The organism is Faecalibacterium gallinarum, from assembly GCF_022180365.1.
GTDB lineage: Bacteria > Bacillota > Clostridia > Oscillospirales > Ruminococcaceae > Faecalibacterium > Faecalibacterium gallinarum.
Genome location: NZ_BQKV01000027.1, coordinates 19,960 through 40,476, shown reverse-complemented (window position 1 = coordinate 40,476; position 20,517 = coordinate 19,960). Strand labels below are relative to the sequence as shown.

Annotated in this window: 18 protein-coding genes; 5 read left to right on the top strand and 13 right to left on the bottom strand. The window is 55.9% G+C overall.

Features of this window, described 5'->3' with window-relative positions:
- Nucleotides 1–376 precede the first annotated feature (376 nt).
- From JCM17207_RS04075 to JCM17207_RS04025, 11 genes are all read right to left on the bottom strand, one after another.
- Nucleotides 377–1,729 carry a glycoside hydrolase family 1 protein gene (locus JCM17207_RS04075; RefSeq protein ID WP_238316385.1) on the bottom strand — a complete coding sequence of 451 codons (1,353 nt, stop codon included), beginning with the start codon at nucleotides 1,727–1,729 and terminating at the stop codon, nucleotides 377–379.
- Nucleotides 1,730–1,835: 106 nt separating this feature from the next.
- Nucleotides 1,836–3,017: a macrolide family glycosyltransferase gene (locus JCM17207_RS04070; RefSeq protein ID WP_238316384.1), complete on the bottom strand. Its 1,182-nt coding sequence runs from the start codon at nucleotides 3,015–3,017 to the stop codon at nucleotides 1,836–1,838.
- 120 nt (nucleotides 3,018–3,137) lie between these two features.
- Entirely contained in the window at nucleotides 3,138–4,526 is a 1,389-nt protein-coding gene (locus JCM17207_RS04065; protein WP_238316383.1) for a glycoside hydrolase family 1 protein, read from the bottom strand.
- Nucleotides 4,527–4,570: 44 nt separating this feature from the next.
- Entirely contained in the window at nucleotides 4,571–5,986 is a 1,416-nt protein-coding gene (locus JCM17207_RS04060) for a PTS transporter subunit EIIC (protein ID WP_238316382.1), read from the bottom strand.
- Nucleotides 5,987–6,002: 16 nt separating this feature from the next.
- On the bottom strand, nucleotides 6,003–6,791 hold the full coding sequence (locus JCM17207_RS04055) for a ChbG/HpnK family deacetylase (RefSeq protein ID WP_238316381.1): 789 nt from the start codon (nucleotides 6,789–6,791) through the stop codon (nucleotides 6,003–6,005).
- Nucleotides 6,775–7,158, bottom strand: coding sequence for a PTS sugar transporter subunit IIA (locus JCM17207_RS04050; protein WP_206423007.1), 384 nt, complete (start codon nucleotides 7,156–7,158; stop codon nucleotides 6,775–6,777). Before JCM17207_RS04050 ends, JCM17207_RS04055 begins: the two co-directional genes overlap by 17 nt.
- Before the next feature lie 3 nt (nucleotides 7,159–7,161).
- Nucleotides 7,162–7,461 carry a PTS sugar transporter subunit IIB gene (locus JCM17207_RS04045; RefSeq protein ID WP_238316380.1) on the bottom strand — a complete coding sequence of 100 codons (300 nt, stop codon included), beginning with the start codon at nucleotides 7,459–7,461 and terminating at the stop codon, nucleotides 7,162–7,164.
- A 49-nt stretch (nucleotides 7,462–7,510) separates the two neighbouring features.
- Nucleotides 7,511–8,821 carry a PTS sugar transporter subunit IIC gene (locus JCM17207_RS04040; RefSeq protein WP_238316379.1) on the bottom strand — a complete coding sequence of 437 codons (1,311 nt, stop codon included), beginning with the start codon at nucleotides 8,819–8,821 and terminating at the stop codon, nucleotides 7,511–7,513.
- Between the two features lie 318 nt (nucleotides 8,822–9,139).
- Complete coding sequence (locus tag JCM17207_RS04035; RefSeq protein ID WP_238316378.1) at nucleotides 9,140–10,684, bottom strand: alpha/beta hydrolase; 1,545 nt, start codon at nucleotides 10,682–10,684, stop codon at nucleotides 9,140–9,142.
- A gap of 120 nt (nucleotides 10,685–10,804) precedes the next feature.
- The gene (locus JCM17207_RS04030; protein WP_238316377.1) at nucleotides 10,805–12,331 is read right to left on the bottom strand and encodes a hypothetical protein; all 1,527 of its coding nucleotides are present in this window, start codon (nucleotides 12,329–12,331) and stop codon (nucleotides 10,805–10,807) included.
- 279 nt (nucleotides 12,332–12,610) lie between these two features.
- On the bottom strand, nucleotides 12,611–13,423 hold the full coding sequence (locus JCM17207_RS04025) for a MurR/RpiR family transcriptional regulator (protein WP_158098248.1): 813 nt from the start codon (nucleotides 13,421–13,423) through the stop codon (nucleotides 12,611–12,613).
- Between the two features lie 250 nt (nucleotides 13,424–13,673).
- Between JCM17207_RS04025 and JCM17207_RS13720 the strand changes: the two genes are divergently transcribed.
- Together JCM17207_RS13720 and JCM17207_RS04020 are read left to right on the top strand one after the other, a co-directional pair.
- Nucleotides 13,674–13,799, top strand: coding sequence for a hypothetical protein (locus JCM17207_RS13720; RefSeq protein ID WP_282449842.1), 126 nt, complete (start codon nucleotides 13,674–13,676; stop codon nucleotides 13,797–13,799).
- 83 nt (nucleotides 13,800–13,882) lie between these two features.
- Nucleotides 13,883–14,281, top strand: a complete 399-nt coding sequence (locus JCM17207_RS04020) for a hypothetical protein (protein ID WP_238316376.1) — start codon at nucleotides 13,883–13,885, stop codon at nucleotides 14,279–14,281.
- 75 nt (nucleotides 14,282–14,356) lie between these two features.
- Here JCM17207_RS04020 and JCM17207_RS04015 read toward each other — a convergent pair whose 3' ends face one another.
- Both JCM17207_RS04015 and JCM17207_RS04010 read right to left on the bottom strand, forming a co-directional pair.
- Complete coding sequence (locus JCM17207_RS04015) at nucleotides 14,357–15,796, bottom strand: ATP-binding protein (protein ID WP_238316375.1); 1,440 nt, start codon at nucleotides 15,794–15,796, stop codon at nucleotides 14,357–14,359.
- 272 nt (nucleotides 15,797–16,068) lie between these two features.
- Nucleotides 16,069–16,659: a hypothetical protein gene (locus JCM17207_RS04010; RefSeq protein WP_238316374.1), complete on the bottom strand. Its 591-nt coding sequence runs from the start codon at nucleotides 16,657–16,659 to the stop codon at nucleotides 16,069–16,071.
- Nucleotides 16,660–17,501: 842 nt separating this feature from the next.
- Between JCM17207_RS04010 and JCM17207_RS04005 the strand changes: the two genes are divergently transcribed.
- The 3 genes from JCM17207_RS04005 to JCM17207_RS03995 are packed head-to-tail and all read left to right on the top strand — an operon-like array spanning nucleotide 17,502 to nucleotide 20,506.
- On the top strand, nucleotides 17,502–17,942 hold the full coding sequence (locus JCM17207_RS04005) for a plasmid mobilization protein (RefSeq protein ID WP_238316531.1): 441 nt from the start codon (nucleotides 17,502–17,504) through the stop codon (nucleotides 17,940–17,942).
- Nucleotides 17,905–19,485 (top strand): relaxase/mobilization nuclease domain-containing protein, encoded by a 1,581-nt coding sequence (locus JCM17207_RS04000; protein ID WP_238316373.1) that lies wholly within the window; start codon nucleotides 17,905–17,907, stop codon nucleotides 19,483–19,485. Before JCM17207_RS04005 ends, JCM17207_RS04000 begins: the two co-directional genes overlap by 38 nt.
- Nucleotides 19,466–20,506 (top strand): DNA primase family protein, encoded by a 1,041-nt coding sequence (locus JCM17207_RS03995; RefSeq protein ID WP_238316372.1) that lies wholly within the window; start codon nucleotides 19,466–19,468, stop codon nucleotides 20,504–20,506. The genes JCM17207_RS04000 and JCM17207_RS03995 overlap by 20 nt, the downstream gene beginning before the upstream one ends.
- Nucleotides 20,507–20,517: the final 11 nt, after the last annotated feature.

Genomic DNA, 20,517 nt, shown 5'->3' with positions numbered 1-20,517 from the left:
AAAATCACGCGATAAATCTTGCGATTTATCGCGTGATTTTGGTGCGCTCGTGGGAACTCGAATCCCAGGCCCTCTGATTAAAAGGACTTCTCGGGCAACATTTGTCGATTCCCATTTGTTCGCATCTATGTAATTTTATTTGATTATACGTTATTTTTAGTCTTTATCCCCTCTGCATATTTTGCACCCATTGAATTTCTTGCATCCGCAATCCATCTATTTCGATGTGCAAAATCTGTGCAAAAATGTGCAGAGGGCTTATATGGACAAATAAACCACCGGTTCTCTGGCAGGGTTTGAGAAAGACAAAGAGGCCGCCCGCTGCGCTTGTCTGCACAGTGAGCGACCTCTTTATGTTTGTTCTGGCGTCGCGCCCTTACAGGCACCCGCCATCCGAGGCGATCACGTCCCGGTACCACCAGCCGGAATCTTTCACGATCCGCTGCTGGGTGGGATAATCCACATAGATCAGGCCGTAGCGGCAGCTGTAGCCTGCCGCCCACTCGAAGTTGTCGAAGAGGCTCCACACCGAGTAGCCGATCACCGGGATGCCGTCGGCGATGGCATGGGCCACCTCCCGCAGGTACCGGTGGAGGAAGTCAATCCGCTGGGGGTCGTGGACTTTGCCGTCCAGCATCACGCAGTCCAGGCCCGAATAGCCGTTTTCGGTGATGAGGATGGGCAGGTGGTACCGCTCAAACCAGAATTTGCTGGCATAGTACAGGACTTTCGGGGTGATGTTCCAGGCGGCCGCTGTCTGGGGGCTGCCCTGGTAGGCGTAGGCGTCGTATTTGGACGGGTCAGGGACGATGTCCACCGTCCCCTGATAGCAGTTGTAGGCGTAGAAGTCCAGAGGCTGGGACACCAGGGTCCACTCCTCTGCCGTCATGGGGTACAGCAGATCCCCAAACTTCTCTTTGGCCCAGGCGGGGTACTGCCCCAGAAACACCGGGTCGGCCCACCAGGTGTTGGACATGATGTAGCCCGGGTACTCGCTCAACGACTTCTGCCGGGCCTTCTCCACTTCCTCGGGGGAGTCATCTTTGGGCAGGCAGCAGTCGCCAGTGGGGGCCATGCCCACCTTGGCGCCGGGGCAGTTTTTCCGCAGTACCTGTACCGCCCGGCCGTGGGCCAGCAGGATGTGTTTGGTGATGTCCATCATGGCGACGTCATCGTTGTGCTCAAAAGGTGCATGAACCCCTGCCACCAGCCCCAAGCCACAAAACATCTGGGGTTCGTTGAAGGTGAGCCAGTACCTCACCCGGCCCGCCAAGGCCCTGGACACCACGTCCGCATACTCGGCAAACCAGTCGGGGCTGGCGGGGTTCTTCCAGCCGCCCTGCCGGTAAAGGGCGGTGGGCAGGTCCCAGTGGTAGAGGGTCACCAGGGGTTGGATGCCGTTTTTCAGCAGCTCGTCGCAGAGATCCTGGTAAAACCGGATGCCTGCCTCGTTCACCTTGCCAATACCCTCGGGCAGCACCCGGGACCAGCTGATGGAAAACCGGTAAGCTTTCAGGCCCATCTGTTTCATCAGGGCCACGTCCTCCCGCCAGCGGTGGTAAAAGTCAATGGAAGTGTCGGAGTTCTCGCCGTGGGCAATTTTGCCGGTGCCGTCGTGAACCAGGGTGTCCCAGATGGACTCCCCTTTGCCGTCGGCGTTCCAGCCGCCCTCAATCTGGGTGGCCGCTGTGGAGGCGCTCCACAGGAAATCTTTGGGAAAAGTGGTCATGGTCTGTATCCTCCTGACTGTGGAAAGAATACCCCGCCTGGGGGTCAGGCGGGGCATTGCAAAAAGGAGTACCTGCTCCGGCAAATGGAAGCAGCGGAAAATGGCGTTATTGTTTGAGGAAGTGCAGCAGGGCCTCGGCCGAGGCAGCGGCGCCGCCCAGGCTCTTCATGTCCCGGCCGAAATCTGCGGCGGTTTCCTTGTAAGAGGGGTCGGTCAGCAGCTTGACGATGGCGGTCTTCAGGTTCTCCGAGGTGATGGCGTTCTTGTCCAGGAAAGCGGTGCCCAGGCCCAGTTTCTCGATCTGCCGGGCGGTGATGGCCTGTTCTTCCATCTGGGGAATTGCGATCATGGGCACACCGTAATAGATGGCCTCGCCGGTGCCGCCCATGCCGGCGTGGGTGATGAACACCGATGCCTGGGACAGAATGTCCAGCTGGGGCACCATCTGGCCCACCTCCATGTTGGCGGGGATATCCTTCAGGCTGGCAGGGTCGATGGAACCCAACGCCGCAAAGACGTTGATGTCCAAATCACGAACCGCGTCAAACAGAATCGGGTAGTATTCGGGCCAGTTGTTGAAGGCGGTGCCCAGGGACGAGTACAGCAGGGGTTTGCCGTTGTCGGGGGCTTTCCAGCTGCCGAAGGCAGTGCGCTTGCCGATCTGGACCCCGGTGAACACGAAGTTGTCCCCGAAGGTCTCGTTGTGGGGCACCAGCCGCTTCTGCATCATCACCAGGTTGAAGTCTCCGTGGCCGTCGAAGATTTCCTTGACCGTCATCTTGCGGCAGCCGTACTTTTTCACAAAGCCCTCAGCAATCTGGTCGGCGGCCTTCCGCAGCGGGTGCTCCGCCGGGACGCTCTCGAAAGAGGCGGCCATGGAGTAGCTGTCGTTGGAGGGGTAGCTGGTGTACAGCATCACGTTGGGGATGTGGAGGGCGTCGGCGGCGATGGTGCCGGCGATGCCGGCAAAGTCGTGGACGATGGCGTCGGGCTTGTCGGCCTGCAGCACCTCCAGGATGGGGTCAATGTAGGCCCCGGCCTCGTTCAGGAACAGGAAGGGCACGGTGGCAGCCACATTTTCATCGGCGCCGCCTTCCTGTGCGCCGGCCTGCCGGGCCATCCAGGAGGGCACCACCACAAACTTGGCCCCGGTGGGCTCCACAATCTTCTGGAAATTCTCGGTGGAGAAGTAGGTCACCCGGACTCCCTGCTTCACCAGTTCGGTCACCAGGGCCAGGGTAGGGTTCACATGGCCGAAGGCCCCCAGGGATACAAAGGCAATATGCATAAACGGAACTCCTTTCCGGTTTTTGGGCAAAAAAGGGCAGCCATACAGGCAGCGCGGAGGGTTGCCCGCATGGCTGCGGAGGGAGAAAATGAATGAAGGAGAAAATGGGGTGATTGCAGGTTATTCAGGCAAGCCGTTCTGGGCAATGACCTTTTGGTACCAGTAGAAGCTGTCTTTCTTGACCCGGGCGCACTGCTTGGGGTCGGTCTCGGTGCGGTCCACATACACCAGGCCATACCGCTTGGCGAAGCCCTGGTGGCTGGACACCACGTCCACAAAGCTCCAGGGGCAGTAGCCAAACACCGGCAGCCCCTCGGCGATCATGATGCCGATCTGCTCAATATGCTCTTTCAGGTACTCGATGCGGTAGGGGTCATGGATGCAGCCGTCGGGGCCCAGGGTCTCGCTGTAGGCCATGCCGTTTTCGGTGACGATCATAGGCAGGCGGCAGCGGTTGTAGACCTTTCGCATGCCGATCCGCAGGCCCACCGGGTCGATGCCCTTGTCCATCCACTCGGTGGTCTTCAGGTAGGGGTTATCGCAGATGTCGAAGGCATCTGACACCCAGAATGGGGGCTGGTTATAGTTGACAGGGCCCTCCTTGGCCTTGACGCAGATGCTGAAATAGTAGTTGATGCCGATGAAATCGGGGGTCGAACTTTTCAGCACTGCGGCGTCCTCGGGCTGTGTCTCAGGGTAGAGGCCATGGGCTTTCAGATAGCTGGCCACATAGGGAGGATACTCCCCCCGGACGCTCAGGTCCAGCAGGTAAAACTCCATCAGCTCTTCGGCGTTCTCGGCGGCAAGCACATCCTCGGCCCGGCTGCTGTGGGGATACACCACCTGGATGGCGCAGACCGGTCCGATCTGGGCCTCCGGGTCAATCTGCCGCAGCAGGGCCATGGCTTTGTGCTCGGCCAAGGAGACGTGATAGCTCATCTGATAGATGTTTTGCAGGTTTTTCTGGGGGTCTTTCTCGTGGTTGCCGTTCATGATGCCGGCGGCAGTGGCGATCAGCTGTTCGTTGACGGTGACCCACCGCTTGACCCGGCCCTTAAAGTGGGTGAAACAGATCTCGGCGTACCGCAGGTAGGCGTCAATCATCTGCCGGTCCAGCCAGCCGCCGAAAGCGTCCACCAGGGCCTGGGGGCACTCGAAGTGGTAAAGGGTCACCAGAGGCTCGATGCCCTTTTCCAGCAGGTAGTCGATCAGATGGTCATAGAAGGCCAGGCCCTCCGGGTTGGGGTTGCCCGAGGCGTCGGGCATAATCCGGCTCCAGGAAAAACCCATCCGGTAGACCTTCAAGCCCAGTTCGGCCATCAGGTCCACGTCCTCTTTCCAGTGGTGGTAGTGGTCGGCGGCCACCTTGTTGTCGGCGATGCCGGGACGGCCAGCGCCCCGGTCGGTGGTGGCGGGGCCTTTGCCCCCCTCGTTATAGCCGCCTTCCACCTGGAAGGCGCTGGTGGATGCCCCCCAGAGAAAGCCGGCGGGGAAAATCATTTGTTTCATCAAATCCATAATACCAGCCTTTTTGATTTTATTGTATCACGCAATTAAACGTTCTCCAAATCTTTTTTGGAAAATCCAAACAAATAAGTCAGGACTGCTGCTACAATCAGGGAAGAGAAGGAAGCTGCCACGCCAACGGCGATGTTGGCGTTGGTGCCGCCCACATAGCCCAGCAGAGACAGGAAGTTGGCGGAGGTCATTGCGTATCCCTTGAGGTCGAACATGCCGGCAATGGCGCCGCCCACAAAGCCGCCGACGGCCATCGTTACAAAGCAGCGGGTAAAGCGGAAGCAGATGCCATACAGAGTGGGTTCGGTGACGCCGCCCAGAATGCCGGAAGCGAAGGCTGCAAAGGATGTGCTGCGATCATCCTTGTTTTTCAGGCGGAGCGCTGCGCCCAGCGCCACACCGAAGCAGGCCCAGGTGGCAAAGTTGCCGGCGTTCATCGGTCCGCTGCCAATACCGGTTTCAAAGAAATCGGCCATCATGGGCATCATCAGGGCCAGGTGCATACCGCTCATCACCAGGAACTCCCACAGGGCGGCAATGACAGCTACACCGAACCAGCCGGTGGTCATACCGAACCAGGCAAGGCCGCCGCTGATGGCGTTGCCCACAATGGTGCCCAGAGGCGCCAGCAGGCAGAGGATAAAGGGCATGGAAATGAGCAGGCTGAGGAACGGGGTGAAAACGGTGGTCAGCAGATCGGGCATGAACTTTTTGACGATCTTATAGACCAGGCAGAACAGGGGCACCGACAGCATAATGGGCAAAACAGTCTGGGCGTAATTGGTCACAGTGGCAGGGATGCCAAAGACTGTGAAGGGCTGCCCGTTGGTGGCAAAAACTGCGAAATCGGGCACCATCAGAATGCTGCCAATGAACGAACCCAGCATACCGTTGACCCCCAGCTGCTTGGCTGCATTGTAGCCTACCAGGATGGGCATGAAGTAAAAAGCTGCATCATACAGGAAATCGAACAGGATATACAGGTTGCTTTCCATAGGGTACAGGCCCAGCAGGTCGGGGCCAAAGATGGAATTGACGGCACGGAACAAGCCTCCGGCCAGCAGCACCGGGATCATGGGGGTCATACAGCCCGCCAGATAACCCATGATGTTTTTGAGCACCTGCTTGGGGGTCAGCTTCTGCCTGGCAATGGAGGCATCCTCAGCGGCGGCCGCATCATCCTTGACAGCGGCGCTGGCGCTGATGCCTGCCAGCTTGCACAGTTCCTCGTACACTTTGGGCACATTGGTGCCAATGATGATTTGATATTGCTGGCCGCCGCGGACAACCCCCAGCACGCCGGAGATCTTCTTCACTTCGTCATCTTTGGGGATGCTGTCGTCCTTTAGATACAGACGCAGGCGGGTCATGCAGTGGGTGGCGTCCTTCAGGTTGGCCGCTCCGCCCACCGCTCCCAGAACCTGCTCGGCTATTTTTTTATTGTCTGCCATCTTTATGTCTCCTGTTTCAAGTCAGATCGTTGTAAGTGACAAGCTGAATGTCCTGCTGTTCCAGCCAGGCACGGACCTCGGGCCGGCAGAGCATAGCGGCCTCCCGCACCCGGGGGGTGGTCATGGTGGAATGATCCAGCAGGTAAGCGTCGATGTATCCCGGGTGGAAGACCATCAGGTCGCAGGCTCCCTCATGGGCGTGGGCCACTGCATCCTGGACCCCGGTGAAAGGGTCGGCCTCATAGGCCTTGAAGTCTCTGGGCATATAGGCATAGACCTGGGTATGCCGGAAGGTCACCGCCTCGCCGGGACGACCCATGGCAAAGTAGGGCAGGCCGTGGCGCTGGGCTACGATTTCCAGCCCCTTGAAGAAGTTTGCGCTGGCCACTGCGTGTCCCTCAAAGTAACCCGGCTCCCACCCGGTGAGGGCCTTGAACTGGCGGTACTGGGCCTCGATCTCCTCAATGACCTCCTCCAGAACCACAAAGTCCTGGCCGGCTTTGGCGGCCTCCCGGTAGGCGCGGCTGGGCTTGAATTCCCCTTCGGGGGTGCACAAGCTGGGAATACGGGAAGGGTCGGTGAGGGGCCGGCCCACACAGATGTTGGTGTGCTGGCCCAGGCACAGGGAATGGCCATGCAGCAGCCCCAGGCCGTGGACGACAGCGGGCATGTTGGTCATGACGCCCACAGAGCGCACCAGCCCGGCGGCTACGGTCGCTGCAATGCCGCAATTGACCCCTTCCGAGTAGCCGAGATCATCGGCGCGGACCAGCAGATATTTCATGGTCTTAACCTCTTCCGTCACGGGATTTCAGCTCCTGCAGTTCCTGGTGTACTTCCACGAACTCGCTGGCGATGGTCTCAAAGGCGTCGGCAGCCATCAGCTGGTCCTCGGCGTGCATCAGGAAGATATTGGTCTTCCAGGTCAGCCCCTGGCCCTGCCACTCCAGCAGGTCGGCATGGCCGTGGTGACCCAGCACGAAGGTTTCCTTTCCTTCTGCCATCAATTCTTTGGCCCGGTCAAAATGGCCGGCCTTTGCCTCCTGAATGGCTTCGATGTACATCCCCCGGGCGGTACCCACGTTGGCAATGATCTCAAAAGCCATCTCGGTGATGGTCTCCTGGAGCTGTTCCTCGGTCATGGCCCGGGCTTCTTCTACAGAAATTGCCATGACTCAGTCCCCCAGCACTTTGCGGACATGATCCAGAACGGCTTTGCCGTTCATCATGCCGTAGTCCTTCATGTCGATGACTTCCACCTTGTTTTCCGGCAGCTCGGCCTGGACTTCCTTCAGGCGGTAGCGGACCTGGGGTCCCAGCAGGATCATATCAGCGCTCTTATAATTCTTGGCCTCGGATACCGAGTGGGCCGAAATATCACACTCATAGCCCTCGGCTTTGGCTGCATCTTTCATCTTGCGGACCAGGGCGCTGGTGCTCATGCCAGCAGCGCACAGGAGAACAATTTTGGTCATGGTAATATACCTCCGTATGGATCGTGGATAAAGTTTGGATGGCTCGATTTTATTCTTCGGGCTGCTCGGCCAGGGCGCCGGCCTTTTCCTCGGCCACAGCCTGGTTGTCAGCGGCCTTGAAGAAGGGATACCAGATGGCAGCGCTCATGATGGTCATCAGGATCTGATAGACGCCGATCTTCCAGGAACCCTGGATCACGCCGTAGATGAAGATGGGCATGGTGTTCATGCCGATCAGGCCGGTGGGGCAGGGCATAAGTCCCAGGGTGATGGCGGCCCAGGCAAAGACCAGGGACAGGATGGGGGTGACGATAAAGGGGATCAGCATGGTGAAGTTCAGCATCAGGGGCATACCGTAGACCAGTGGCTCGTTGATATTGAAGATGCCGCAGGGCAGGACGATCTTGGAGAACTCCTTGTAGCGCTTGGACTTGGCAAACAGGAACATGACGATCACCAGGCCCAGGGTGCAGCCGCAGCCGCCGTTGCAAGCGAAGTCGTACATGGAGGTGTTCCACATGTGGGGGATGGGCAGGCCGGCTGCAGCAGCAGCGGTGTTCTCAGGCAGGTAGGTGAACCACAGGGGGTACAGGATGGCCAGCACGGTGTAGGAGCCGTGGACGCCGAAGAACCAAAGGATCTGGGCCAGCAGCAGAAGGATGATGAAGCCGCCCAGGCTGCCGGTGATGTTGGCCAGAGGGGTCTGCAGCAGGGAGTAGACGGCGTCGATGACGTTGCCCCAGGGAGTCAGGGTAAACAGGCCCCGCAGCAGGCTGGAAACCAGCGCGATGGCAGCGCCGGGGATGATGGAAGTGAAGCACTGGGTGACGTTTTCGGGGACGCCGGCGGGCATCTTGATGGTGATGTTCCGCTCCACCAGGGCGATGTTGATCTTGGTAGCCATAATGCCCAGGATGAAGGCCAGGAAGACGCCGTGGCTGCCCAGGTAATCCAGGACGACAACGGTGCTGCCGGCCTCGTTGGTGGCCATGGGAACCATAATCAGGTAGGACATCAGGGACAGCAGGCCGTTGTTGAAGGCCAGCTCGTCATGGCCGAAAATCTTGGCTCCTGCGAAGCCCACGCTGAACACCATGAACACACCCATGAAGTTCATGCAGGCATTGTTGACGGCGTTCAGGAAGGCCGCGATTCCTGTCGCCTGAATGAAGCTCTGGTAGGGGTCAATCTGGATGCTGTTCAGCAGGTTGAACACTGCGCCGATCATGATGATGGCCATCAGGTTCTGGGAGCCTGTGCCGATGCAGCGGACGTAGCGATTCTGGGCGAACCCGGTGGAGATAGGCACCAGCGTATTCTCGATGAACCGCCCGATGGGATTTTTCTTGGTCTCCGTCATGGGAAGATTCCTCCTTCTTTTTGAAACAAACGATTTTGGGAAGGCAGCAGCTCTGCAGATGGGCTTTTCCTCTTTGCACCAAAAGTATATCACGCCTGACGTTTGATTTGGTTACAAGTGCAGCACCGGCCTTTCAGAGTGGCTGTTTCCATTTCATGTTTTGAAAAACGGAAAAACATTTTTGCTGTTTTTTGTGCAGTTTAACTGCACGAAACACAATGCCCCGGGAAGCCAAACCCTCCCGGAGCATCATGTTTTCTGCGGTTCAGCCGGTCATCTGCCGGGGGTATTCAGGCCCGGGGCCGGCATGCCGCTTTTTCAGTTGACAGGGACCCAGGCCGAGGGATCCACCAGATCCCACATCTTGGCTGCATCCTGGCCAAAGTAGCCCACGCTGTCGTAAGTTACGCTGGCCACATGGCCGCCGATCAGCAGACCTTCCACCATGATGTTTTCGCCCCATCCAAAGAAAGTGAACAGGCACTTGCCGCCGTCGGCGGTGGTGTAGACGTTCACCGTCACGTCGTCACCGATGGGGAACCAGTTGACATGGACCTGCTGGGTCAGGGTGTACTCGGCAGGAATCTCGCCAGTGAAGGGAATCTCAGCGTAGCCCATCACCTTCTGCATGTACAAGTCGCAGGTCTCCATCCAGGTCATGGAAGAGGTGCCCTCCATGCCGGCGCCGAAGCCGTGGCCGTTCAGGCCGTAAACATGGAGCTCGGGGTCCAGGCCCAGGTCATAGGCCTGCTTGAAGAGCTCCAGGCTGCCTTCCCACTGGTCGTCTGCGCCAACGGCGATGAACATATGAGGCAGGTTGGGGTTTTCGGTTTCGATGGGAGCGCCCGAGTAAATCAGATGAGCCACATCCACATCGCTGTTGACGGCGTCCACTGCGTCGCAGACGTAGTCAGGGTCGAACTGGTTGGGAGTGATGCTGCCGTAGAACTTCTCCAGCATGGTGCGGATGTTGCCGCCGCTGCCCGAGTAGCCGGACACGGCCAGCAGGGAATTGTCCAGGTCAATGCCCCACGATTCGGCATTGTATTTGATCACGCGGACAGCCCGCTGCATGTCCATAACGATGTCATCGTTGTTATAGGGGGCCACCCGGCGCTGGAGCAAAAAGCAGTTGTAGCCCAGCTTATTGAATTCGGGGCAGACTGCGTAGGCTTCCACCGGGTTGCTGCGGCTGGTATTGCCGCCGCCGGAGGTGACAAGGATGGTACCCTTGGCCGAGCTGGGGTCATCCAGCAGGTAAGGGATCAGGAAGGGCTGGAAGTCGGCGTTGTCGTACACGGCCTCCCCTTCATAGTTCACCAGAGGGAACTGCAGGTCGCTGGTCGGGGTGGTGACGGGCATGTCATCGCCCCAGAGGTAGATCACTTCGCCGTTGATGCCGTCGCTGAAGGGCTTGAGCTGATGGTCAGCCAGGTCGGCAATGGCGTCCCGGGCAGCCAGGATCTGCTGCTTGTTGGCGTCGGTCAAAGACTCGGGATGGAGGCCCATCATGACAGTGCCCGCGCTCTGGGCCGCATCCCAGGCGTCCTGGGTGTACAGGGTGGGATAGTTGCGGACCATCTTATAGTTATAGACCTGGGTCTCCCACTCAGCCTGCCAGTAGTTGGGGTCCGATTCGGGCAGGGTGTTGACCTTATAGGGGGCCTGGCTGTCGAAATGCCGGGGAATCTGAATGCCCAGCCAGTCTAAGATCTGGGCGCAGTTTTCACTGGAATCCACCGACTGGGCAGAGGGGGCAGACACATCCCCGGGGCTAACCGCAAAGGCGGATGCCGGGATACTCATCACCAGGCCGACTGCCAGGACGCTTGCCACCATGGTTTTAACGCTCGTGTTTTTCACAACAATTCCTCCTTGTATCTGAGATTTGCATACCACAGGTCATGCAGGACCGAAAACCATCACCCCTCGCAGGTTCCCCGAAGCCGTTTTTCACGCGGCAGATTTGTAATTCACATGCCTTTATGCTACAGGCTGCCAGTTGTTCTGATCAGCGGCGTTGTAGATGGCCTGGGCGTCATTGGTCATAAAGCCGGACTGGTCATAGGTGACGGTGATGATGCCGTCGTTCAGCACGCCTTCCACAACCTGCTGCTGGTCAAAGGCCACAAACGTCATATACACTTTGGTCTTTGCATCGTCCACAGCGCAGGTCACGTCTGCCTTGCCGAAGCCGCCCTCAAAGGTATACTGCTGCATCTGGGTGTAGCCCTCGGGGATCTCTGCCGCCTCGCCGGAGCCTGCTTCACCGCGGCCCATCACCAGGTCAATAAAGGTGTCCGCCATGGGAATCCAATAGGTGGAAGTAGTGCCTTCCAGGCCGCCGCCGAAGCCGTGGCCCACCTCGGCAAAGGTGTGCACTTCCACCAGCGTCTTGCCCCGGACCGAGTTGGCCAGGGTCCAAATGTCGGGCATGGCACCGGTGGCATCGTTTTCGCCCACAGCCAGGAACATGGCAGGCAGATTGGAATTTTCGGTGACCAGGCCCACGTAGTCGCTGGTGTGCTCTCCGTCATACTGGGGTCCGTACAGGGGGCAGACCACGTCCAGATCGGCGCTCATCTGATCCACTGCGTCGGAGACATAATCTGCATCATACAGGGTGGGCTGAACGTCGCCGTACAAGTTGGCCACTTCTCCCAGTATGGTGCCCGAACCGCCCGAGAAACCGCTGGCGGCGATGCAGTCCATACCGCCCAGCCCCAGGCTGTCGGCGTTATATCGCAGATACCGGACAGCCCGCTGCATATCCAGCCAAGTATCTTCCTGGCTGTAAGGGGCCACCCGGCGCTGGAGCACATAGGCGTTGTATCCCAAATCCCGGAAGGCCTCGGCGATGGGATAGCCTTCCATCGCGTTCCCGCGGGAAGAATAGCCGCCGCCGGCGATCACAATCATATTGCCCTTGGCTGCCGACTGGTCCTCCACCAGATAGGGCACCAGGAAGGGTTTCATATCGGCGTTGTCATAGCTCTCAACGGTAAAGTCCGCGACCTCCACCGTCTCGGCTGTGGCCGGTGCATCCCCCCAGATGTACCACATACAGTCGGCTGCCGGTGCAACCTGAACCAGCGCTTCCCGCTGGGCCACCGCGTTGTCAATCATACTCTTGGAGACATCATCGATATTGTCCGGGTCGATGTTCAGCAGGGTGTTGGCCGTTGCGGTATAGGTATCCCAGCCTTCTGCCTGATAGGCCGTGGGCACGTTGCGGATCAACTTGTAGTTATATAGTTCTGTTTCCAGGGCTTTCTGGTAGTAATCCGGGTCGCTGGGGTCCAGATCCAGAGTCTGGACTGGCATGTCGTGATAGGTTTCGACAGTTTCGGCCGGGCCCTCCGCTGTTTCCTCGCTGGACGCTGCAGCCGAAGATACAGCCTGCGACGACACAGCACTGGAGGGGGTATTCCCCTGCTGGCACCCGCCCATCGACAGCAGCAGGGCTGCCAGCAGGCACCCGGATAAAAGCTGTTTGCTCCATCTCTTCATTTGATCGTTCCCCTTTCTGTACAATCCTCTTATCCATTTTTTCGAACACATAGACTCTGGAATTGCATTTTTCACCTTCTGCAATTTCGTTTATCTTGCACCAAAATTATAACATGTTGAGAACATAATTTAGTTTCAAATACCTTCCGTCTGTTTCAGGAGCTGATTTTCTTTTTCAGTTCTTGAAACATCGAAAAACGTTTCAGCCGTTTTTTGTGCAGACCGCAAAAAAAGGCCGCGGTGCGCTATGCGCAACCGCGGTCTTTGAAGTGGGATTCTTTATTGAAATGCTTTGTCGTAGGCTCGCAAATACCCCATCAGAATCAGGTCGTTGGCCATCAGCGCCGCATATTTGCCCACATCATTGCGATTGGTGGTGCCGCATTGGAGGATGAAGTCTGCGGTGTTGAGATAGGGACTGGCCAGGTTCTGGGTGATGATCAGCATCTTGCACCCGCTGGACAGGATGGCGTTGCAGATGTCGGGATACCGGGTCAGATAGCTGCCGCCCACGCTGCAGATGATGGCAAAGTCCTTTTCGGTCAGGCTACGGGCGCATTCCAGCTGGGTGCCATAGTCCATGAACAGTTCTACATAGCGGCCCATCATCATCATTTTGCTCTGGAAGTAGTGGCCGATGTCCCATAGGAAGTGGTGGGAGAAGTAGGCAGCTTTGCTGCAGTCGTGGAGAACCTTGACGATGTCGGGAATCACCTGGGCATTTTCGGGGGCAATGGTGGTGTAGATATTGCCGATCAGAGCGTCCCGGTAGGCGCTGATGGCGGTTTCCTGGTTGTTGTGGAGCATGGTATAGAACTGGCGGGAATAGTCGGTCCGCATGGTAAAATCCCGTTCCATCCAGGACTGAAACTCCTTGAAATTGTCCATGCCCAGAAACCGGCAGAAACGGGAGATGGATGCGTTGGAAGTATAGCACAGGTCTGCGATCTGGCTGAGGGTCAATCCCTTCAGCTGGGAGTAATTCCGCAGCAGTGCCACCGCAATGTCGTAGTTTGCGTCCCGCTCCGGCGCCGAGCTCACATAGCTGAGCAGACGATCCGACAGGGAACCCATCATTTTTACATCATTCATCCCTACATCCTCCCTTACCATTGTTCTGAGCGGTTTTATTGTAACACATCCGTCAATATTCTGTCAAAACCAAACTTTCCCGGCATGCGGGCAGTCAAATCCGGCATGGACTTCGGTTGACAAAATTCAGATTCGGCTTTACAGTATTTTTATTTACGTCATATAGGGGCTGATGAAGGCCGACTACAAGTTCTACAAAGAACACGGTATCTACGATTTCCCCTAGAAGCAGAAAAAGCGGATTTTCCAGATGAAGCTGGTGGGGGCGCTGATTTCGGTTCCTGCGGTCCAGAAAAAGATCAAGGGCCAGATGAACCAGTATATCATCGGGCCCTACGAAAAAGTAATCCAAGAAGCTATGAAAAACGCTAGGTAAACCAGGTCTGCCTGATCACTGTCAAACAGAAAAATGCCGGATTGCATTTCAGTGCATTCCGGTATTTTTACGGCCGCCACAGAATGGATTTTGGCTTCAAAGCAGCTCCACACCAGTATTCAGATAGAACCTGGCAAAGAGCTCTAGGCCTCCTCACTATAACCGACGTTGGTCTCTTCGGGCATGCCGCCTATCCGCAGCTGCCTGCCGGTGAGGAATACCCTGTGCCTGTGCGTTTGATCCAGGTTACAGAATCGATCCGGTCAAAATCGCCCTGCTACCGCATCGGAAAACGCTTTCTAAGCAATATTTGTCAATCTCAATTTGCTCATATATATGCAATTTTAGTTGTTGTCTCCTCTGCACGTTTCATCTATTTCAGATGTGCAAAAATGTGCAGAGGGCCTAATCTGGACAAATCTTACACCGGTTCTCTAGCAGGGTTTGTGACAATCACTATCGCCGCCTCAGAGGCATTATAAAAGCACCTGGTTCAAGCAAACAGCCTGCCGGTCCAATATGACTGGCAGGCTGTAATTTTGTCTTCACCCGAAAAATCAAGGCTTGTAATAAGTTTGCCTGGGGCTGCCCGGGCGATCTGGGATCGTCATCTTCAGTTTGCCTGCTTCCACCAGCGGCAATACATACTGGCGGATGGCATAGGAAGCCGTCTTAATTCCCAAAAAGGCAGCAATTTCCTGCCGGGTGCGCGGAACTGTGCAATAGGAAAGCAAGTCCGTCTGCGCCCCATCATAACTCGGTTCTCCCGGCTCCATGGAATGACGGAGAGTCACCACAAATTCTCCGCGGCGGTTTTCAAACAGCGGCTCAGGCAAGCCATAGGCCGCCATTTCCCGCCGTATGGTGGGAATACCAGAATAGCGGTTTTCAGCGTCGGTCAGGATCTCCGCCATCACGGCCAAAGCTGGATTCCGCAGATCAGGCCGGGAATGTCCCAGCTCTTCCACAGTGGTCCGTCCATACAAGCCGCCCGGGCTGTGGATTTCCAGTCGGTCTGTGAAGAAATCCAGCTGCACTGGGGTTCCCTCGGTATAGCTGCTATAGTCCCGATGAATCAGGGCGTTCAGAATCGCTTCCCGCAGGGCGTTGATGGGATATTCTGTCTGGTCGGTGCGGCGGCCCGTCTGCGGGTCGATGATGGTACGGGTTTTCATGTTTCGCTTACAGAAGGCAAGCGCTTCTTCCACCATTTCGGCTATGGTTCCCTCAATGCGCTTATTATCAAGAAACCTGGCAGCGTCCTCTTGATCCGTTTCGCCAATCTCTTTGCCAGGCACTACAATGGCAGTGATCCCAAGCTGCGGCAGATACCCTTGTGGATAGATGCCAAAATTCAGCACTGCGGCCAGCGTAGGCACTCCATTCCGAGTGATATTCAGCATTTCCATCTGCTGTGCTTCATCCAACCGGCCAAAACCAGGCCGCTCTGCCCGCCGTTCCAGCAAGTAGCGCTGAAGAACATCCCGATTCAAAGTGGACAGGCTGGCTCGCTGAATGGGGCGCTCATCGTCATGCAGATGCTTGCGGAAAGCTTCATAGCTGTACAATTCGTAATCGGTCATAGGCAAGTCTGCATCGCCTACCCGGATATAGGAGCCTTTCATCCGGCCAGCACCTTTATAATAGCAGGGGCGCTCGGATAGATCGATGGCAGGTATTTCTGCTGAACAGACCAGCAGTCCATCCACTTCTGCAATGGTAAAGACCGCGCGCACCTGCGGCTCCATCTGGTTGCACTGCTCCGTTACCTTCTTCTGAAGATCCTGAAGGTCATAGACACCTACTACCTTGAATCCCTGCTTCTCATCCAGACCAAACAGCAGCACTCCGCCGCTGTCCTGGTTGGAAAAGCTGGACAACGTATCATACAGGCGTTTGGGACAATCTACATGGGCAGCTTTCACTTCCAAAGTCTGGCTTTCCGCCTTTTGACGTACTGTTGTGTTGACAAGTTCCAAAAGTTCTTCTGTCAGCATGAATAAACCTCCCTTCTCATTTTCATTTTAGTGGAAGATTTAAAAATTGTCAACGTGTTTTATTACCTTATTTTCAAAGCATTTCAAACTTTATCAATCAATTTCAATCTTTTATGATTTTGTTTTGATTTCTTTTCATTTTCTGCATGGATTATTTGAAATTTTCATTTTCCGGTTCAAATTCAATATAGCAAATGTCAACCCGTAGCCATACTCAATTTACTTAGAGGATGAACTTTTGGCCTGGCTTGAAAAGCTCAAGGAAGACCAAGTCAAATCCGACGGCCGCTACCGCCGCCCACCCTCAGGACAAGCCCCGTATCGAGCTGGCCGAAAAGACTGAATCCAATTTTTATCTTGACGAACTGGTAGACCCCATACTTGAGGGACTCGATTACTCCCAGTTTACGGAGCTTTCGTAGTGCCGCTGTAGCGGCAGCCGGCTTAACACTAAAAATGTCAGCCACATTGCTGGAATGGAACGTATACTCGTAACCATAGCGCCGGAACAGTTCCGCCACATTATTTCTGGTGCCATTAGAGATTGGCAGGTTTTTCAGCATTATTTTGAATGTTTCCTGCTCAATTTCCTTCGGTGTCTTCGACTGTGCGGTTACTAAATCTTCAGGGGAGGTTGCTAAACTCTGCCCCGAGGTCGCTAAACATTCTGACATTGTCGCTAAATCTTGAGCAGCGGTTGCTACATCATCCAGCGAGGTCTGCGCGGGGTTCGCCACACTTCGGTTGGGCAGCGTAACCAGGAAGATGTCTGAATCCGAGTAAAACACCAGCTTTTGAGCGACTTCAGCATAAGAGTTGAGAATCCGGTCGATGCCGCTGCCTCGCCGCTCCATGAAATTCAACTATAAAAACACATCCGAAATAATTTGGTTTCGGCGCATAGAGGAAATCCGATGGAGATCCATTTCCTGAATGCTCTGCGTTCTTTGTTGATCCGGTAAAGCCATAACTCCTCAAAAAAGCAGACTTTTTTCTTCGACAAAATCCGTATTTTTTCACCAAACAAAAATCGCCATTCTGCCCAACGCATTGAACTGTTTCTTGTTGTCCCTTCCAAATCGTTCGACATATCGTTGACATTTGCATTTTTCAGTGATACTCTGTTCCTCAACAAAGCCGCTTTACTCAACGAAAGCTACTACATTGCTTTGTTTGTCCGCTCCGCAGCTTCACCGAACTGTTTTGCCGCCATCCACCCACGACAAAATCTTTTGGTGCCGCGGAGCCTTTTTCTTTTCGAGAGACTTGCAGCCGGACAACCGGCTCGCAATTCTTCATACGTACCTTGACAACCGCATCAGCCGTCCGGACTGGATACAGCGCCATGACCCCGCAGAACTGCGGGCGAGCCTGACAACGCCGCTGCAAAACAGGGGCAGGAACTTAATTCGGATGTGAACGGCGACCCTACCAAGCAGGAGACACTGTGCACTTCCTACTTTGACCGATTGGAGACCGTTTTGAAATGGAAATTTTCAAACTTCTGGGAAAAGTAAAAAGCAAGTATCGACCCGTGGCCACAATTTCACAAATTGAAATGGATGCCGCACGCTCCGGTCGTACTTGTTGGGGAGTGCCTTCCCCAAACCCTGCTCATTTCGCGCTCTGCGCGTTCTTCGGCTGCGCCGCACCATACATAGCTCCCCACTTTCGATGGGAGCTAGTCAAACAGCAAGGAGGTACAATGACCAAGCCTAGCACTCGTTCGACTAGCCACAAACCCCAGCACAGCGGATCACCGAGGAAAACGCAGCTCATCAAGTTCAGAGTTACCCCACAGGAGAAGCGGGAACTGGAGATCATGTGTGAAATTCTTCACGTCAACATGTCCACCCTGCTTCGCCGCTGCTTATGCACCAAACCCATCAAGCAAACCCTTGTTGTCACCGGCGGCGGAGAAGATGCACTGAAACTTCTCTCTGACCTGCTGGGACAATGCGGCAGGATCGGCAGCAATCTGAACCAGCTTGCCCGCCACTTCAACAGAGGCGGTAAAGATTCAGAACAAATTCGGGCCCATCTCTTGACCGAATTGTCTGCACTCACACTCTTTCGGCTGGACGCCGAGAAAAAGATGGGAGAACTGTATGGCAACCATCAAGCATACAAGCTCGAAGAACTCTGATCTTACGGCGCCTGAGCACTATCTGACCTTTCAGCACAACGAGTACACCGGTCTCCCCCTTCTGGACGAGAACGGCCGGCCCAAGCTGCGGGAGGAGTACTTACTGGACACCCTGGAATGCGGCGGGCAGTCCTTTGCCATGGCCTGCCTGCTGGCAAACCGGAAGTACGGCAAGAACTTCTCTCCCGACGATGTGAAGACCCACCAATATATCATCAGCTTTGACCCGCGGGATGCCGCGGACAACGGACTGACCCTGGAAAAGGCCCAGGCCCTTGGCCTGCAATTCTGCAAAGAAAATTTTCCGGGTCACCCCGCTATTATCTGCGCTCACCCCGACGGGCACAACGGAGCCGGGAATATCCACGTTCACATCGTCATTTGCAGCGTCCGGGTGCGGGAGATTCCCCGCCAGCCCTATATGGAAAAGCCCTGTGACTGGCAGGAGGGCATGAAGCACCGCTGCACGTCCGCGATGCTCCGGCACCTACGGGTCGAGACCATGGAGCTTTGCCAGGAAGCCGGCCTCTACCAGATCGACCTTTTGAACGGCACCGGCGAACGGATTACCGAAAAGGAGTACTGGGCGCAGCGGCGCGGCCAGCGCCGCCTCGACCACGCCAACCAGAAGGCAGCTGCTTCCGGTCAGCCCATCCGGCAAACCAAATATGAAACCGAGAAAGCGACCCTTCGTCGGCAAATCCGTTCTGTTCTGGCCAAGGCTACCAGCTTGGAGGAATTTTCCGCTCAGCTTTTACAGAAGCATGGCATCACGGTTCGTGAGAGCCGCGGTCGGTTCAGTTACCTCACCGCCGGCCGGACCAAACCCATCTCCTCCCGCAAGCTGGGCGACGATTTTTCCAAAGAGAAAGTTCTGGCTGTTCTCTCTGAAAACGCCGAGCGAAAGAAAACCGCCAAACTCTACAGCTCTGATCCTCACCCCGACCGCATCAGCCGCCTGATTGACATTCAGGCCAAGCTGGCCGCAGGCAAGGGTGCAGGTTACGAGCACTGGGCCAAGATTTTCAATCTCAAACAGCTGGCAAAATCCATGGCGCTTTTCACCCGGTACAACCTGAACAGCGAGGAAGAACTGGACGTCCGTGTAACTGAACTTCAGGAAAAACGAGACGAGAGTCTCAAGGTGGTCAAAGACCTGGAGAACCGTATCAAGGCCAACCGGGAATTGAGCCGCCATGTTACAGCCTATCTCCAGAACCGGAAGTATGTCCAGCAGGTCAAGACCGCAAAGAACCCGGAAGCGTTTCGGGAACAGCACCGCGCCGAACTGACAGCTTACCAGGCAGCAGCCGCCTATTTCAAGGCTCAAAAAATTACCAAACTGCCCAGCCTGAAACAGCTTGAAACCGAACGCGAACAGCTGATCTCAGAAAAAGCCAGGTTCTATGAGGCGTACCGTGAAGCAAAAAAGGCATGGATAGAACTCAGCACCGCACAGCAAAATCTGTTGTCGACCCTCCATCGGGAAGATCGCCAGCAGGAAGCAGAACAAGGAGGGCTGCATGACCTGGACAGACGATGATGTCCGCGACGAAATGGATGAGCAGGAAGAGGACCAACTTTGGATTGACAGCAAGGGCAAAAGCGTGGAGTCTGCATTCTGCGCCTATTTTCTGCAGAAGCGTCCACTGATGTGCCTGGACCAAAAATTATTTGATCTGGACGGTGAGGTCAACGAGGAGCGGCTGCGCCATGAAATCCATCAGGAGATCCGGCCGGCTGCCCGCAATGACACCGCCAAAAAGACCAAGCGAATTGTGGATGCCATCAAGATGGAGTGCTACCGGGAAGAATGGGACACCCAGCTGGACCGGATTCATTTGAAAAACGGAACCTACTACCTGGATGAGCGGGGCTTTGTGCCTGAAAAGGAACTCTGCCTCAACCGCTTTCCGGTGGAGTACCAGCCGGACGCCCCGGCCCCGGAAACCTGGCTGGGCTTTCTGAATGGCTTGCTGGTACCAGAGGACATCCCAACCCTACAGGAGTATCTGGGATATCTTCTCATCCCTTCCACCAAGGCGCAGAAAATGATGATCCTCACCGGACGAGGCGGCGAAGGCAAATCCCGCATCGGACTGGTGATCAAGAAGCTGATGGGCGATTCCGTTCACATGGAATCAATCCACCGGCTGGAGACCAACCGCTTTGCCAGCGCCAACCTGGAACACAAACTGGTGATGGTGGACGATGATCTCCAGATGACGGCTCTGCCCGACACCCGGAACGTGAAGTCCATCGTCACCGCCGAGGACAAGACCTGCATTGAACGGAAAGGAAAACAGGCCACCCAGGGCCGGCTCTATGTCCGGCTGCTCTGCTTCGGCAACGGCAATCTGATCGCCGTCAATGACAGTAGCGACGGCTTCTGGCGGCGTCTAATTTTGATTTCGGTAAAGGATCGTGACCCCAACCGGGTGGACGATCCTTTTCTGATTGACAAGATGGCTGCCGAGCTGCCGGGGATTTTCCTCTGGATGCTGGAGGGTCTCAAGCGGCTTCTGGCCAACCAGTACCGCTTTACCCTCAGCGAACGGACATGAAAGAATCTGGA